14 protein-coding genes are annotated in these 16,370 nt (G+C 63.6%); 11 read left to right on the top strand and 3 right to left on the bottom strand.

What is annotated here, in order from left to right:
- Positions 1–48: 48 nt before the first annotated feature.
- From GE253_RS02110 to GE253_RS02120, 3 genes are all read right to left on the bottom strand, one after another.
- Positions 49–1,155, bottom strand: a complete 1,107-nt coding sequence (locus GE253_RS02110; RefSeq protein ID WP_247878429.1) for an OmpA family protein — start codon at positions 1,153–1,155, stop codon at positions 49–51.
- A 609-nt stretch (positions 1,156–1,764) separates the two neighbouring features.
- Positions 1,765–3,507, bottom strand: a complete 1,743-nt coding sequence (locus GE253_RS02115) for a hypothetical protein (RefSeq protein WP_153202462.1) — start codon at positions 3,505–3,507, stop codon at positions 1,765–1,767.
- Positions 3,508–3,614: 107 nt separating this feature from the next.
- Complete coding sequence (locus tag GE253_RS02120) at positions 3,615–4,112, bottom strand: CreA family protein (protein ID WP_153202463.1); 498 nt, start codon at positions 4,110–4,112, stop codon at positions 3,615–3,617.
- A gap of 154 nt (positions 4,113–4,266) precedes the next feature.
- Between GE253_RS02120 and GE253_RS02125 the strand changes: the two genes are divergently transcribed.
- The 11 genes from GE253_RS02125 to GE253_RS02175 all read left to right on the top strand — a co-directional run bounded on the left by GE253_RS02125 (position 4,267) and on the right by GE253_RS02175 (position 16,356).
- On the top strand, positions 4,267–5,409 hold the full coding sequence (locus GE253_RS02125; protein WP_153202464.1) for an AI-2E family transporter: 1,143 nt from the start codon (positions 4,267–4,269) through the stop codon (positions 5,407–5,409).
- Positions 5,410–5,495: 86 nt separating this feature from the next.
- Entirely contained in the window at positions 5,496–6,515 is a 1,020-nt protein-coding gene (locus GE253_RS02130) for an SPFH domain-containing protein (protein ID WP_153202465.1), read from the top strand.
- Positions 6,516–6,532: 17 nt separating this feature from the next.
- A complete protein-coding gene (locus GE253_RS02135; RefSeq protein WP_153202466.1) occupies positions 6,533–6,976 on the top strand; it encodes an NfeD family protein in 444 nt (147 codons plus the stop codon).
- Positions 6,977–7,092: 116 nt separating this feature from the next.
- Positions 7,093–8,427 (top strand): GGDEF domain-containing phosphodiesterase, encoded by a 1,335-nt coding sequence (locus tag GE253_RS02140; RefSeq protein ID WP_173012452.1) that lies wholly within the window; start codon positions 7,093–7,095, stop codon positions 8,425–8,427.
- A gap of 114 nt (positions 8,428–8,541) precedes the next feature.
- Positions 8,542–10,605, top strand: a complete 2,064-nt coding sequence (locus tag GE253_RS02145; protein ID WP_247878430.1) for a serine/threonine protein kinase — start codon at positions 8,542–8,544, stop codon at positions 10,603–10,605.
- A gap of 5 nt (positions 10,606–10,610) precedes the next feature.
- Complete coding sequence (locus GE253_RS02150; protein ID WP_153202468.1) at positions 10,611–11,135, top strand: hypothetical protein; 525 nt, start codon at positions 10,611–10,613, stop codon at positions 11,133–11,135.
- A 126-nt stretch (positions 11,136–11,261) separates the two neighbouring features.
- The gene (locus GE253_RS02155; protein WP_173012453.1) at positions 11,262–12,020 is read left to right on the top strand and encodes a GGDEF domain-containing protein; all 759 of its coding nucleotides are present in this window, start codon (positions 11,262–11,264) and stop codon (positions 12,018–12,020) included.
- Positions 12,021–12,043: 23 nt separating this feature from the next.
- Positions 12,044–12,427 carry a hypothetical protein gene (locus GE253_RS02160; protein WP_153202470.1) on the top strand — a complete coding sequence of 128 codons (384 nt, stop codon included), beginning with the start codon at positions 12,044–12,046 and terminating at the stop codon, positions 12,425–12,427.
- Between the two features lie 116 nt (positions 12,428–12,543).
- A complete protein-coding gene (locus tag GE253_RS02165) occupies positions 12,544–12,894 on the top strand; it encodes a hypothetical protein (protein ID WP_153202471.1) in 351 nt (116 codons plus the stop codon).
- 124 nt (positions 12,895–13,018) lie between these two features.
- The gene (locus tag GE253_RS02170) at positions 13,019–15,157 is read left to right on the top strand and encodes a TonB-dependent siderophore receptor (protein ID WP_153202472.1); all 2,139 of its coding nucleotides are present in this window, start codon (positions 13,019–13,021) and stop codon (positions 15,155–15,157) included.
- Entirely contained in the window at positions 15,157–16,356 is a 1,200-nt protein-coding gene (locus GE253_RS02175; protein WP_153202473.1) for a PepSY-associated TM helix domain-containing protein, read from the top strand. Before GE253_RS02170 ends, GE253_RS02175 begins: the two co-directional genes overlap by 1 nt.
- Positions 16,357–16,370: the final 14 nt, after the last annotated feature.

The following is a 16,370-nucleotide window of genomic DNA, read 5'->3' on the forward strand; positions in this document are numbered from 1 at the left end:
CCCCGTTCAGATGTTCATCACACCGTCAGATCAGCGGGTTGGCTGGTCTTACGGGAAGATGATGACAGCGCGGCGGTTGGACGGCTCACGCACGCCATCGGCGGTCGGCACCAGCAGGTCGGTTTCGCCCTTGGCTTCAACGCTGATCTGGGCGGAACCCAGGCCCTGGCTCAACAGATATTCGCGGACCGCTTCGGCGCGGCGCTGCGAGAGCTGCTGATTGTACTGAGCAGAACCGGACGTGTCGGCATGACCGCTGACGGTGATGTTGACGATCTTGCCGGCCTGCGCATCACGCGCCACGTTCTGCAGCACGCCCTGGGCGTCGGATGAGAGGGTGGCCTTATCAAAATCGAAGAAGACCGTGAAGTTGCGGGTGATGGACGGGGCCGCGACCGGCGGCGGCGGCGGCGGGGGCGGCGGCGGCGGCGGGGGCGGCGGCGGGGCGATCTGGGTGGTGGCGACCGGAGCCGGCTCCGGTGCACCGAACACATAACGCACGCCGACCAGGGCCGTGTGGCTGCGATAATCAGCCTTGGCCCGCTGGGTGCCGGCCTTGAAGGTGCCCTTGTCGGTGTCCAGGTAGCGATAGCCGACGGTCAGATCCACATTGTCGGCCACGGCATAGGAGAAACCGGCACCAACCTGCCAGGCAAAGGTGCTGTCCCAATCATCATACAGCACACCAGGAGCGGACAGGGAACCGACGCGGTTCATGTGCAGCCGGGCCAGACCAACACCGGCATTCACATAGGGGCGCAGGGCCGTACCGGTATGGAAGTCATAATTCACCACACCCATGACGGTGATGGCGCTCATATTGCCGCCGCTGCCGTAACGGCCAACCGGGCCGCCGGTGATTGTATCGACAACGTCCTTGGAGTAGCCAACCTCCAGCGCCGGGCGCAGGCCATTATCGAAGCGATAGCCGCCTTCCAGAATGCCCGTATAGCCTTCGCTGAAATCCATCTTGTTGAAGGCCGTACCGGCATTCACATTGGTGTCACGGGTCCAGTTATATCCGGCCGACAGGCCCAGATAGGGACCGGAAGCGGTCTTGATCTCGCCATCCTGCGCCATCGCCAGCGAAGGCAGCGCCACCATCAAGGCGGCGGCCGACACCATCGGCGCGAACAAGCTGTGCCACTTCTTCATTCTCATATTCCTCCAGAATAAGGACCGGCACTCGTGCCGGGTAACTCCCGTATCGGATCAAACAACGCCGCCTCTGACGGGCGGTTCCCATGGAAATTGAGGTTGAATTGTTTGCGGGGATGGGTGTGACCAAATTGCAACGAAGCTATTTTGCTTCGATATAATGATCTGCTTGAATACCCACGATCCAACGCTCAACTCAACTTTCAACAAACGCCGTCTGACACCGCTTTATCTGCTGCCGGATTGAGGCAAAACTGTGAAGCAGGCTTGTCATTCTAGCGATTGTCACTCCGATAACTTATCTATGTCTTATGGCCTAGAAAGGCCCACATAGTACCCACCGCATGGTCGATGCCAGAAGCAGAGGATGGGGCAACAGGATATAGCGCCAGGGACAGCATCCCGGATGCGGCGGTCAATGAACCCCACCAGTCCGGCGTGACACGGCAGGGGGGCATGGCAAGGGGCGTGAAAAGGCCCCGTTGACGCCCGGCGACCGCCGGCGTGCATGGGCGCGCTGACAGGGTGCTTTCGGTTGACCGGAAACACGGCTTCACGCCGGCCGTTGTCGGCCGTCAGGGTGGAGAGACAGCAATATGCCCTGGTTCACATGAACTGCGCGCGACGCAGCAGGTCATAGAAATTCCGCAAGGCCTGGGCCTGTTCCTGCGGCGTGTTGAGCCCTTCCACGAACTTGCCGTCGAAATTGGGCTGGCGCAGATGGCCGATAATCTGGTCGCGCACCATCTTGCGCGCCTTGGGACTGGACAGCACGTCATTGGCGGCGAACTGCATCAACCGGGTGGCGCGGATGCGCAGGTTGGCCGACGGGTCATCCAGCTTTTCGATGACGTGGGAAGTGACGATGTAATCCGCAACAATGCTGTCCACCCGGTCGGCCAGTTCTGCCGCCTCCGGCAAGCCGCTCTCATTGACGGCGCGGTAGAGCGAGGCCATGGCCTGCATCTTCGGCTTCAGCGGCACCTGAAGACCGACCAGCCGGTTGACATCCTGCCCCGGCCCCAGCAGCGGGCGCAGCCGGCCCAGCACGCTGTCTTTCTCCCGCTGCCCCAGATCCGTGCCCGCCAGTTCCGCCAGAAAGATGGCCCGGTCGCGGCCAGAGGGCAGCATGGCGGTCACCCCATCGATGGAAAGCCGCCGCCCCTCCCCGCCGCCTTGTTCCAGAAAGCGCAGATAGCCGGTGGTCAGCGCCTCCGCCATGCGGCGACCGCCATTCAGGCCCTGCGGCGTCATCGCCCGCGCCACCAGGGCGGCATAGGCGCTGCGGTTGCGTTCCGGGTCGCGCGCCAGGGGCTGGGTGCCCCGGATGGAACGCAGCAGCCCTTCAAACACCACCTGCCGGCATTGCGGCGCATGGCCGATGGCAATCCAGCGGCTGAGCACCTGGGTGATGGCAGGCGCCATTTCCCGTTCCTGCGGCTCGAACGTGCCTTCCAAAATATCCAGGATACGGTTCAGCGCCGTGCCCAGATCGGGCTGGCGGCCCAGCATATCCTGGATGACACTGGGAAAGCTCAGCGCGTCGGCCACCAGCGTGTCGATAATATGGATATGGGCCGGCGCCTGGGTGCCGGCATCGCCTGCCGTTTCCAGCAGCCATTCCACCTTGCCCAGCAGGTTGCGGATCTGCACCAGATCGCGGCAGAGCACCACCTTGGACAGGTAATCGGCCATGTCGGTATCGCCGGCAGCCAGCGTTTCCGCCTTGGTCATGACGCCCTGGAAACCATCCTGCTTGACGGTGAAGGTGGCGCGTTTCTGTGCCTCCTCCGCCTTCATCCGCAGATCGGTCAGACTGCCATAGATCATGTCGCGCCGTTCGCGCGCATCCTGGCCGGTGGTCTTGCCTTGGATGGTGGCAATGCGCCCCACGGCCACCGGGATCATATTTTCAAAATTGATCGCCCGCTTCATCTCCCCGGCATTATAGAGCAGTTCCGACGCGGTCAGCGCCTTCTCCTCCAGATATTGGCGGAGCATCCGGGAGATGATCTGTCGGCTGTCATGCTGAAGATAGTCGCGGCTTTCCGTGCAGACCGGCGCTTCGTCCACCGGCTGCACAGTGATGGGTTTGGCCTTGGGTGCGCGCAGTTCGGAAAAGATGATCGTATGGGTGGCGGGCATACCGGGGGCACCGGCAAAATCGCGCACAATGCGCATTCCGTCCCGATTGACCATCAATTGCTTGACGAGATCGCGCGCCTCCTCCTCGGTAGCAAAGACATCCTCGATCACCCAATGATCGACCTTGAAGCTTTGCACCTCGAAATTCAGCCTGCGTCCCACTGCCGACTTGTCGGACGTGCCGATCAGACTGGACAGCCACATGGCCCGTCCCCCCTATACCCCTCTGATAGATATATACCATCGAACAGGTTGGATAAAAAACCATCTATTTTGGGGTTAACCCATACGGGGAACAACGCAAGCAAGGGTTACCGGGGGCGCCCCTTGGTCCAGGTGGCATTGGCGGCAAACAAAGGCACTGTGCTGATGGACATCTTGGCCGAGGCATCCTTCACCTGCCGGCTATAGACGACATAGATCAGCGTATCGTTCGACTTGTCATAGATGCGGCGCACCGCGATCGACTTGAAGATCAAGCTCTTGCGTTCAGAGAACACCTCCTCCCCCCGCTTGGAGAGATTGATCTCCCCCACCGTGACCGGCCCGGTCTGCCGGCAGGCGATGGAGGCGTTGGACGGGTCTTCGAACCAGTTTCCCTTGGACAGCCGGTCGATCAGCGACCGGTCGAAATCCACAATATGACAGGTCACCCCCTGCACGGCGGGGTCGGTGAAGGCCGTCACCTTCAGGCCATTGCCGGTCCAGTCATTGCTGAATTCCCCCACATCCTCCTGCGCAGCGGCAGGCAGGGCGGCGGCAAGCGACAGGGCCAGACAGGCAGCGGACAGCAGCGGGCGGATGGACATGATGCGGGTGACCTCGAAAGCCGGGAGACGGCGCAGGCTACGCCGCTGCCCGTGGCGGAGCAATGCCAGTATCCCAAGATTTGATGGAACCAGCGGCGCAACCTGATGCGGGCTGGCGCGTTGTCACCCCAGCATTGTCACGGGGGATCACGGAATGGGCATGGTGGATCGGGCGGGAATGACGCGGGCCCTGTTGGCCCGCACGGCACCGACCGCGCGTGGATCTGAACAGGTGCGCCGGGTGCAGACCTGGCTGCTGGGCGGGCTGCTGGCATTGGCGCTGATGTATACGCTTTATTTCGCCCGCGACATCCTGCTGCCGGTCTTTCTGGCCGTGCTGCTGGCCCTGCTGCTACGCCCTGTGGTGCGACTGCTGCACCGGCTGCGCCTGCCGGAGCCGCTGGGGGCGGCCCTGGTGCTGCTGCTGGTGCTGGGGGCATTGGGGGCGGGGGCCGGCAGCGTGGCCGACCCTGCCGTCGGCTGGGTGGAACGGGCACCCCAGGTGATGGAGACCTTGCAGGCCCGCATGTCCGGGCTGGAGCGTGCGCTGGCCCCCGCCCGGCAGGCGACGGAGCGGCTGCAGCGCATGACCCGGACAGAGGCCGGCCAGCGCGAAGTGGTGATGCGCGGACCGGCCCTGGCCGACATCATCCTGGGCAAGGCACAGAGCTTTGTCACCCAGGGGCTTGGGGTGGTGGCGCTGACCTATTTCTTCCTGGCCTTTGGCAAGCAATCGCTGCTGGCGGTGCTGACCTCCCTGCCCCGACGGGATGACCGGCTGCATGTCTCCGACATTGTGCAGACGGTCCAGGTGAATATCACTGCCTATCTGGCCACCATCACCCTGATCAATGCCGTGCTGGCCCTGGTGACGGCGGGCATCATGTGGACGCTGGGCGTGCCCAGCCCCCTGCTCTGGGGGGCGATGGCAGGGCTGTTCAACTTCATCCCCTATCTGGGACCGGCCGCCACCACTTTGGTGCTGTTTGCCGTGGGCGTGGTCAGTTTCGACAATTGGACGCAATCGCTCTTGCCTGCGCTCTGCTTTATTGCTGTCACCTCAGTGGAAGGCAATTTCCTGACGCCGATGATTGTCGGCCGCCGGCTGACCCTGAATCCGATCTTCGTCTTTGCCACCGTGCTGTTCTGGGGTTGGCTCTGGGGTATCGCCGGGGCCTTGCTGGCCGTGCCGATCCTGGCTGTCACCAAGATCCTGTGCGATGCCACCCCGCCCTTGCGCACCGTCGGCGCGCTGTTGGGCGGGATGGCGCGCGAGGCGGAGGTTAAACCCTTATAGAAAATCGGCGTTTCACGGTTGCGAAACTCTGGCGTGCCTCCATCGCATACCCCATATTGGTTGATAGGTTCATCCAGGGGGAAAATATGGACGCCACCATCTTCGCCAGCATCGTTGCCATCTTCGGCATTCTGGTGGCCTGGGCCGGTATCAAGACCGTGCCCCAGGGCCAGGAATTTACGGTGGAACGGTTTGGCCGCTATACCCACACGCTGCGCCCCGGCCTGCATTTCATCGTGCCCTTCATCGACCGTATCGGGGCGAAGATGAACATGATGGAAACCGTGCTGGACGTGCCCAGCCAGGAGATCATCACCAAGGACAATGCCATGGTGAAGGTCGATGGCGTCGTCTTCTTCCAGGTGCTGGACGCGGCCCGCGCCTCTTACGAGGTGAACCAGCTGCAGCTGGCCATCCTGAACCTGACCATGACCAATATCCGTACCGTCATGGGCTCCATGGACCTGGATGAGCTGCTGTCCCAGCGCGACCGCATCAATGGCCAATTGCTGCACGTGGTCGATGAAGCCACCCAGCCCTGGGGGGTGAAGGTGACGCGGATCGAAATCCGCGACATCCAGCCGCCGCGCGATCTGGTGGACAGCATGGCCCGCCAGATGAAGGCCGAACGCGAGCGCCGCGCCCTGATCCTGGAAGCCGAAGGGGCCCGCCAGTCCGCCATCCTGAAGGCTGAGGGCCAGAAGCAGGCCGCCATCCTGGAAGCCGAGGGCCGGCGGGAGGCTGCCTTCCGCGATGCCGAAGCGCGGGAGCGCGAGGCCCAGGCGGAAGCGGAGGCCACCCGCATGGTCTCCGACGCCATCTCTGCGGGCAATGTGCAGGCGATCAATTACTTCGTGGCCCAGCAATATTTGACCACCTTCAAGGAATTTGCCCACAGCCCCAATCAGAAAATATTGATGATGCCAGTGGAGGCGACGGGCATCATCAGCACCCTGGGTGGCCTGTCGGAACTGGCCCGCGAAGCCTTTGGGCCCAAGGACGGTCCCGCCACGCCCAAGCCGCCGGTCCCGCCCAGCCGCCCAGTTGTCCGCCCCAACCCGCCGCCCTCTCCCTGGGGCGACAATAATGGCGGCAGCGCCACCTGATCGGGGGAGAAAACACCATGGAACAGCCCTATCTGCATTTCTGGCACTGGTGGGCGCTCGCGCTGCTGCTGGGCGGGCTGGAAATGTTCCTACCCGGTGCCGCCTTCCTCTGGGTCGGCGGGGCCGCTGCCCTGACCGGGCTGGTCATGTTTGTGGCTCCCGGTCTGGGGGAAAGCGTGCAGTTGATGCTGTTCGGTGCCCTGGCGGTGGTGGCCTTCCTGACCTCCCGCCGCTTCGCCAGGCCGGATGCACTGGACGAAGGAAACAACACGTTGAACCGACGGGGTGAACAATATATCGGCCAGTGGCTGATGCTGGAAACACCGCTGAGCAACGGCCATGGCCGGGCCCGGCTGGGCGACAGCAGCTGGCCAGTGCTGGGCGATGGCGAACTGCCGGCCGGGACACGGGTAAAGGTGGTGGGGATCGATGGTGTCAATTTGCGGGTAGTAGCAGAGTAATCATTTGTTAACCATCCCAATTTCTTGATCTTGACTGAAGGATTACATATCCTTTTGTTCACATGATACAGCCGCTCTGTTGCGTTTATAATAAATTCGATGCAACGGAGCGCGCCATGTTCAACGCGGAAAACTATGTGGATCCCTTGGGCGGTGCGGCGCAGATTGTGCCGAGCCTGCTACGCGACCCGCTGACCGGGATGCATAACAAGCACGGTTTCGTGGCGCTGGGAAACCAGCGCCTGCCGGGCATGTTGGCTTGCGGGGAAAGGCCCCGCGTCATCTATATGGAACTGCGGAATTACGAAGGGCTGCTGTCCCGGCTGGATTACCCGCAAGTGGTTGAGCTGCTGAACGCCGTGCGTGAGCGCATGGAATTCGTGTTCGGCACGGAGGCCCTGCTGGCCCGTTTCGACAGTGAGCGTTTTGCCGCCCTGGTGGATTACCGCGACCCCGACTTGACCGGATTGATGGCGGCGCTGGAAACCCCGGTGCGGATCGGCGGCCTGTCGCTGCGCCTGGATGCGACCTTGGGCGTGGCGGGCTATCCCGACAGTGCCGACAACATGGACATGCTGGTGATCGCCGCCCGCAGCGCCCGCCAGGAAGCGGTGGACGCTGGCCGCACCGTCGGCTTTTTCGCCCAGGATCTGCGCCAGCGGCTGGCCCGACGCCGCGCCATCGAGGATGCGCTCTGGGCCTGCCGCGAGGGGGCGGGACTCTCCGTCGTCTATCAGCCAAAGATCCGTATCCGGCAAGGTCATCTGGTGGGGGTGGAGGCGCTGATGCGCTGGAACCATCCGGAGCTGGGGCGGCTGTCACCCTGTGAGTTCATCCCCATCGCCGAACGCACCCGCACCATCGGCCTGATCGGTGAATGGCTGACGCGGGAGGCCTTGGGCCAGGCCCGCCGCTGGCGCGACCAGGGGCTGGACATCACCATGGCCATCAATGCCTCTCCCCAGCAGCTGGCCCTCCCGCTGGAAGGCGACCCGCACAGCCTGCCCCTGCTGGAGATCTTATGCGACGAGGCAGATCGGCTGGGGCTGGACCGGCAGCAGGTGGAGGTGGAGATCACCGAGGGCGTGTTGACCGACGCCCATGCCATGCGGGCCATCCAGTCGGTCGCCCGCGCCGGGTTCGGCATCGCCATCGATGATTTCGGCCGCGACCATTCCGCCCTTTCATTGCTGGTGGAGAGCCCCGCCCGCACGCTGAAGATCGATCGCAGCTTCGTCATCGGCGTGCTGGGCAATGAACGCCAGATGGCGGTCATCCGTTTCATCGTGCAACTGGCCCAGCGGCTGGGCATGTCCACCGTGGTGGAAGGGGTGGAGAATATCCACCAGTTGGTGACACTGGCCGATGCCGGCTGCGATTACTGCCAGGGCTATTTCTACTACCGCCCGCTGGCGGCAGAACAGATTCCGACCCTGCGGCACCGGCAATAGCGACCTTTAGGGGTGGACTTAGAGCGCCGCCATTGTGCAAAGGCGAACGGTTTGCCATGATCCGCGCCGGGGCGGGGATGTTCGCCGTCCCCTTGCCGGAATCCGCAGACAAGCATGGCTGCCAGCGCCGAGATCGAAGACCTGCCCCCGCGCGCCAACCCTGGGGGACGTGCGGAAAACGCCCCCCCGCCCGTCGATCTGGGCGGTCGTTGCGAGATCATGCCCGCATCCCCCCTGCCGGGACTGGATTCGCCTGGGGGCACCGCCTATGCCTGCCGGATCAACCGCGACCGCAAGACTGAATATTTTGCCATCGTCACCGACCGGCCGGTGCCAGCGCGCATTGATATGATGAGCGGCTTTCGCTCCATCGATAATCCGGTGGTGCTGCGCCTGCTGGATTGGGGCACGGTGGAATGGACGCCGGAGGGACAGCGCCGCTTCGTGCTGGTCTATGAGCGGCCAGGCGGGCGTCGGGTAATGAATGCCCTGTCAGACATGCGGGAACCGTTCAGCGACGATCAGATCGTGCGCGGACTGATGCCTACGCTGCTCTATGCCCTGCGGGAGATGAATGCCCGGGGCATGACCTGCGGTGCCATCCGCCCGACCAATCTGTTCTTCAAAGAGCCGAGTTCGGGTGTGGTGATGCTGGGCGACTGCCTTTCCACCCCCGCCGGTTACGGTCAGCCGGTCCTGCTGGAAACCATCGAACGCTCCCTGGCCCAGCCATCCGGTCGCGGACCTGGGACGATTGGCGATGATCTCTATGCGCTGGGCGTCACCCTGCTGGTGCTGCATCTGGGCCGCACACCACTGCCCGATATGGATGATGACGCCATCCTGCGCCTGAAGATGGACAAGGGCACCTATCCGGCGCTGACCGGGCATCTGCGCCTGCCGCAGGGGCTGCTGGAGCCGTTGCGCGGCCTGATGACGGATGACCCCAAGCAGCGCTGGAGCCTGTCAGACCTGGACCTGTGGCTGCAGGGGCGCCGCCTGTCGCCCAAACAGCCCCAGGTGCCACGCCGAGGCGCACGGCCTTTTGAATTTCAGGGGGAGCAGCTGATGCATTGCCGCTCCCTGGCCAATGCACTGGCCCGCAACAGTGCCGCCGCCGCCCCGCTGATCGAACGGGGCGATGTGGAAAAATGGGTGCGCCGCGCCGTGGGGGATGAGACGCGGGCAGAGCTGGTGCAGACGGCCATCACGTCGGCCAGTGTCGGTGGCCGCAGCGCCACCCAGGAAGACAAGCTGGTCGCCCGTGTCACCACGGCATTAGACCCCGCCTCCCCCATCCGTTATCGCGGCATATCGGTGATGCCGGACGGGCTGGGCCCCGCCCTGGCGGAGGCGGTCTGGCAGAATGCCAGCGTTCAGCCCTATGCCGAGCTGGTGCTGTCGCAGTTGCCCATGTTCTGGGTTAATTGCCAGAGCGATTTCCGCCCTGAATATGTGCCGCTGATCCAGTCCTTCGACGGTTTCCGGGCCCTGCTGGAACATGTCGGCATGGGGTTCGGGATCGAACGCATCCTGTATGAGCTGTGCCCGGCCTGCCCCTGTCTGTCGCCTTCCATCCGCGATTATTATGCGCTGACGCCGGCGGAGCTGTTGAGCGCGCTGGACCATCTGGCCACCAAGCCGTCGCGGGGCCGCGATCCGGTGGATCGCCACATTATCGGCTTCATCACCACCCATCACAAAAAGCTGAATGACCGGCTGTTGAACCCGCTGGCCGGCCAGCAGGATCCGGCCCGGCGGATGATCGCCATCATCAGCATCCTGGCCGATGTGCAGGACCGGTTCGGCCCGGCACGGCTGCCCAATCTCTGCGGCTGGCTGGTCAGCCTGATGGATCCGGTGTTCAAACGCTTCAAGAACCGCGAAAGGCGGGAGCGGATGAAGGCAGAGGTGGCGCAGGCCGCCCGCGAGGGTGTGCTGGAAGCCCTGGTTCGCATCGTCGACAATATCGAGGCGATTCGCGCCGATGATAAAGGGTTCCTGACCGCGATGCGGCAATATGAGAACCTGACCCGGCAGATCGAACAGCTGAAATCCGGTGCCTATGTCCGTTCCGATGCCGCCGATCATGCGGGCAAGCAGGTGGCGGCCATCGTCACGTCCGTCATTGCCGGACTGACCCTGATCGGCACCATCATCTTCATGCTGAAAGGGTAAGCGACATGCCCTACAGCTACCAGCGGCGCAAACGCCAGGGCGGGCGCGGTCTGATGACGCTGCTGATCCTGCTGCTGCCGGCGGCCCTGATCATCCTGCCAACCAGCATGTTGCTGCTGGCCGGGCTGATCCCCACCATCGTCGCCATCATCGTGGATCGGGATACGGAAAAATCGGCCGCCCTGACGGTGGGGGCGATGAATCTCTGCGGGGTGGCGCCCTTCATTGTCCAGCTCTGGCAACAGGGGCACACGGTTGCCCTGGCCATGCGGATGCTGACCACGCCCCATACCTGGCTGGTGATGTTCGGGGCGGCTGCACTGGGCTGGCTGATGTATTTCTTCATTCCCCAGATCGTGGTGGCGGTGGCCAGCCTGAGCGCCCAATCCAAGATCAAGGAACTGGAAGAACGCCGCGCCCTGCTGATTGCCGACTGGGGCACGGAGATCATGGCCCGCCCCGATCCGGACAAGGCCGAACCGGCGGGATTGATGGATAATCTGGACGAAAGCGACGAAAAACGCGCTTAACAGATTTCCGCACTTTAAACTGCAATCATATCTGGCAATACTTGTCGTGTTTACACGACAAGGTTTTTCATGTCCTATCCGCCATCACCCATCAGACAGCAACGTCGCACCAGGATGCCATCACAGGTGGCCTGGTTGCTGCCGGGGCTGCTGGCGACCATCGGACCAAGCGGTCAGGCCTGTGCGGAAACAACTGTGCTGTTGGCTGCAGACACCCATACCGGTTGGCCGCCGGCCAGCATGGTGACCATCATCCTGTTGGGCATGACCAGCGCCGTCGCCCTCTTGCGCCTTGCGGTGATGCAACTGCGCCTGCAACGGGAAGTCCAGGCGCATCAAGCCCTGGAACGCCATTTTCGGGCCCTGATGGCCCTGGACGGGCTGACCGGGCTGCCGAACCGGCATAATTTCCTGGATCAGGCCGCCGCCGCCCTGGCCAGTTGCATGGGGCGGCAACAACCGCTCTGTCTGCTACGGATTGATATCGACCAGTTCCATCAGATCAATGACCGCTATGGCCAACTGGCGGGCGATGACCGTCTGACCAGCCTGGCCAAGTCCCTCTATGACCATCTGGATGGTGGGGCACTGCTGGCGCGCATGGGCGGGGATGAATTCGCCATGCTGCTGCCCGGCACCCCATTGCCAGCAGCCGAGGCGCTGGCGGAGCGGATAAGGACAGAGGCAGCCAGCGCCGATACGACAACCGGACCCGGCATCACCATCAGCATTGGCATCGCCTCCAACAATGCCAATGGAAAGTTGGACCTGCTGCTGGCCCAGGCGCGGCAGGCGCTGGCCGATGCCAAGCGGGCTGGTGGCAACCAGGTGGCCATCGCCCGGCTGCCCGACGAAACGGCATACCCCTTGCACCTGCTGCGGTAGGCTTTCAAGGGGAGATGCCCGCCATGTATGACCGCCTTACCCGCCCTGCCCCCCCCAAGACAACCGCGCTGACACCGCGTACCACGCAAACCCAGCCCAACCGCCCCAAGGACGGACTGCCGGCCGGGCTTCGCCTGCTGGACGATGCCCGCCATGATGTGGCGCTGGGGGAAATTCTTGCCGCCCTCTCGGCACAAACTGCCGAGCCGCCTGCTTCCACCCGTCTGCGGGAGGTAGAGGATGCCATTCGGCGCCATTGGGCGGTGCTGCGCAATCTGGTCAACGAACATGCGGAACTGAGCCAGCAGGGACTGCGCACAGGCGGCGAGGATTCGCCCCCACCCCCCGTCCGGCCCCAAAAGGTTACCCTCTACAACCCGCCCCGGCGGGTGGTGGCGGCGGAGTAAAACCCGCCCGGCCATGGCAACACCCCGGCACTGCCCAGCCAGGGCCCGGTCCTTGACCGGCTTTTGCCGCAATCAGGGCCCAGATTACGGTTCATACTTGAACCGGAGTTTGTGCCATGTCGGTCAATACGAAACCCCTTCTGCTTGCTGGACTTGCCGCCCTGCTGGGTGCCTGCGCCGGCCTGTGGGACATGACGGACGGCACCCTGGCGGGCACCCTGGCCATCCTGACCATCTCTGCCTTCGCGCTGTCCATGCTGGGGCCGCGCTGGACCTGGATGGTGATATTGGGGCTGGCTGGGGGTGTGCTAGTGGCCAATCTGGCCGGTTGGCCACCCCCCGGCAGCCAACTGCGGGAAATTGACCGCAGCCTGATCACCGCCGCCGTCGCCGCCCTGCCGGCGGCCCTGGGCGGGCTGCTGGGTTTGGGGGCCGCGGTCATCGCCCGGCGGCTGGCGGGAAGTTGACCGCCCCCGCCTCTGCCCGCGCATGGCACCCACGCTCGTATGCAATTAATATTGACTCGCATTCCTGTCGCTCATTAAACCACTGGCGAAGAGATTTCGCGTAAAAGACAGTGGGAAGAGTGACATGCGAGCAGCCTTGCTGATGGCCGGCGCCGCCCTGGTGCCGGCCTTAACGTTTCTGGCCCCGGCCCAGGCGCAACAGGTGGCCGATGCCAGCCCGGTAGAGGAAATCATCGTCACCGGCCGTGTGCAGCGGCTGTACCGGGTGGAAGAAACCAGCATCGGCAAGATGCCAGCCAATATCCTGGACATTCCCCAGGCCGTGCAGGTCATCAATGACGAGATGATCCGCGATCTGGGTGCCCGCAACGTCATCGACCTTTATCGCAATATCTCCGGCGTCAGCTATTTCACCTATGGCGGCGTCACCTTCCGCGGCTTCCGCCAGGAACAGAATTATTATGACGGGATGCGGGGCGACCCGTTCATCGGCTTCGCCGTGCCGCAACTGTTCAATATCGAACGGGTGGAAGTGCTGAAGGGTCCGGCCGGGATGCTCTATGGCCCGGCCTCGCCCGGCGGCACCATCAACTATGTCACCAAGGGACCGACCGAGGAATTCCGGGGCGATGTGCGCCTGACGGCCGGCAATTATGGCCGCATCGGCGGGTCGGCAGAACTGTCCGGCCCGGCGGATGCGGCGGGGCGCTTCACCTACCGCGTGGGTGCCTTCTACGAGAAGATGGACAGTTTCCGCATCGGCGCCGGCAGCGACAGCAAGATCGGTGATGCCAGCCTGGGCATCAAAGTGACGGACGATATTAAGCTGACCCTGCAGGCCATCCATTTCGATCAGGCCCTGCCGGCCAACCGGCTGCGCGGTATCCCGGTCAGCGATGCCGGTGTCTATCTGGGGCCGATCAGCTGGAACCATAATGAGCCGACCGATTATTCCAAGCTGACCTCCAACGTGCTGCAGGCCAAGCTGGATGCGCGGATCACCGACAATATCCGCCTGGATGCCGGTATCCGCTGGTTCAAGGCGGAAGAGCTGCAGAATTACCATGAACCGCGCGGCACCTATGACAGCAACCGCGATGGCATCCCCGACATGGTACGGCGGGAGTTCCGCGACCAGCGGCGTAATGGCGATGGGCTGGCGCTGGCTGCCAACCTGATCGCCGATGCGGAAACCGGCAGCATCCACCACAAGATCCTGTTCGGCGCCGACTGGTACCGGGAGGATTCGCTGCTGCTGAGCCGCATCGCCCCCACCCAGGCGTCCCGGGGTCCGGTGCCCGATGCCAGCCTGACCAACCGTGTCTATGGCCTGACCTCCGGCGCCAGCTATGCCGCCTATTTCGCCAACCGCCCCTATACCCCGACCGATACCAGGGCGGAGCGTGAAGGCATCTACCTGCAGGACCAGATCAGCCTGACCGAGCAATGGGATGTGATTGCCGGCCTGCGTTATGACCATTTCACCGACACCAACCGGGTGAATGGCACCGACTATTCCGATGGGGATTATTCCTGGCGCACCGGCCTGATCTACAAGCCGGTGGATGACATGTCGGTCTATGCCAGCTGGTCCACCAGCTTTGAGCCGCAATCCGTGGCCAACCAGGACAGCAATGCCGGCGGCCCGTTCGACCCGATCACCGGCAAGCAGGTGGAAGCCGGCGTGAAGACGGCCCTGCTGGGTGGCCGTATCCAGGCCAATGGCGCTGTCTACCGCATCGTGCGGGAAAACATGCTGCAGACCGACACGACCAAGCCGCCGGTCAATGGCGTCAACCCGCTTTCCCCCATCGGGGAGGTGACGTCCAAGGGCTTCGAGCTGGACCTGTCCACCGACATTACGCCGGATTGGGTGTTCACCGCCAATTACGGCTATAATGACACCAAGATCACCGGCACCGTGCCAGGCCAGAGCCTGACCAACGCGGTCGGCAACCGCTTTGCCAATGCCCCGCGCAACAAGGTCGGTTTCTGGACCCGCTATCAGGTGCAGGAAATCAACACCGCCTTTGCCTTTGGCGGGGAATATGTCTCCCAGCGCGTCAGCCTGTCCGGCCAGACCGTGAAGCCCTATACGATCTTCGATGCCTCCATCATCACCGATCTGGGCTTTGCCGAGGCCATGTTCCGGGTGAAGAATATCTTCGACAAGGAATATGCCGCCTCTGGCTTCACCGTGCATAATGGCCACTTCCCCGGCGAGCCGCGCACCTGGTTCATCGAACTACGCAAGCAGTTCTGATGGCGCGCAGGGGCCGATCCCTCTGGTGGTCTGTCCATGCCTGGGCAGGATTGAAGCTCAGCCTGTTCATGGGCTTCATCCTGGCCACCGGCACGCTGGCGGTGTTCGCCCATGAACTGGACTGGCTGGTAACGCCATCGATGCGGGTAATGCCGCGCGAAGCGGCCCCGGCCAGTTGGGGGCAGTTGGCCGATGGAGCGCACGCCGCCGTGCCCGGTGCCCGGCTGAACAGTCTCTATGCCCCCACCCATCCGGGCTTTGCTGCCGAAGCCTGGATGGATGCGGGTGGTGCCCGCATGGTGCGGGTCCATCTGGACCCCTATACCGGGGCCGCCACCGGCACGGCCCCCTGGTATAATATCCACCGCTTTCTGCGGGAAACGCACCGTCACCTGATGCTGCCGGTGAAGATCGGCGTGCCCATCGTCTGTACGCTTGCCCTGTTGCTGGTGGCCTCCCTGATCAGCGGCATCGTCACCTATAAAAAATGGTGGCGTGGCTTCTTCAAACGCCCGCGCGGCGTCGATGGGCGGCGGTTGGCCGGTGACCTGCACCGACTGGCGGGCTTGTGGAGCCTGTGGTTCACCGCCCTGATCGCCGTGACTGGGCTTTGGTACATGGTGGAATCGCTGGGTGGCGATGCGCCCGACCAGCCCCACCCGCCGGTGCTGGCCGCCCCCTCCGCCACCCTTGACGGTGCAGCACTTGACCGGTTGGTGGCGGCGGGACTGGCCGCCTATCCAGGGCTGGAGATCCGGGAAATCCGCTTCCCCTCGCCCAAGGGTGACCGGGGGCTGATGGTTATGGGGCAGGCGGAGGCCTGGCTGGTGCGCGACCGGGCCAACGCTGTCTGGCTGGACCCAGTCAGCGGGGCGGTACGGCTGGTGACGCGCGGCGAAGACCTGTCCCTCCACCAGCGTATTTCCGAAATGGCCGATCCGCTGCATTTCGGCACGCTGGGTGGCTTTGCCACCAAGATTATCTGGTTCTTGGCTGGCCTGGCGCTGACCAGCCTGTCGGTCACCGGCGTGATGATCTACAGCCTGCGCCTGCATCATAGCCGCCCTGCCCCGGCGGTGCCCGCCAATGGCTGGGTCCGGGCCTGGCGGGGCATGGGGGTCTGGGCCTATGCAGCGTTGGGGCTGGTGATCCTGTCGCTGGCATTGACACCGGGGACGATCATGGCAGCGATGGGCTGACGGCGCGCCCGCAC

This window comes from Niveispirillum sp. SYP-B3756 (genome assembly GCF_009495745.1).
Classification (GTDB): Bacteria; Pseudomonadota; Alphaproteobacteria; order Azospirillales; family Azospirillaceae; genus Niveispirillum.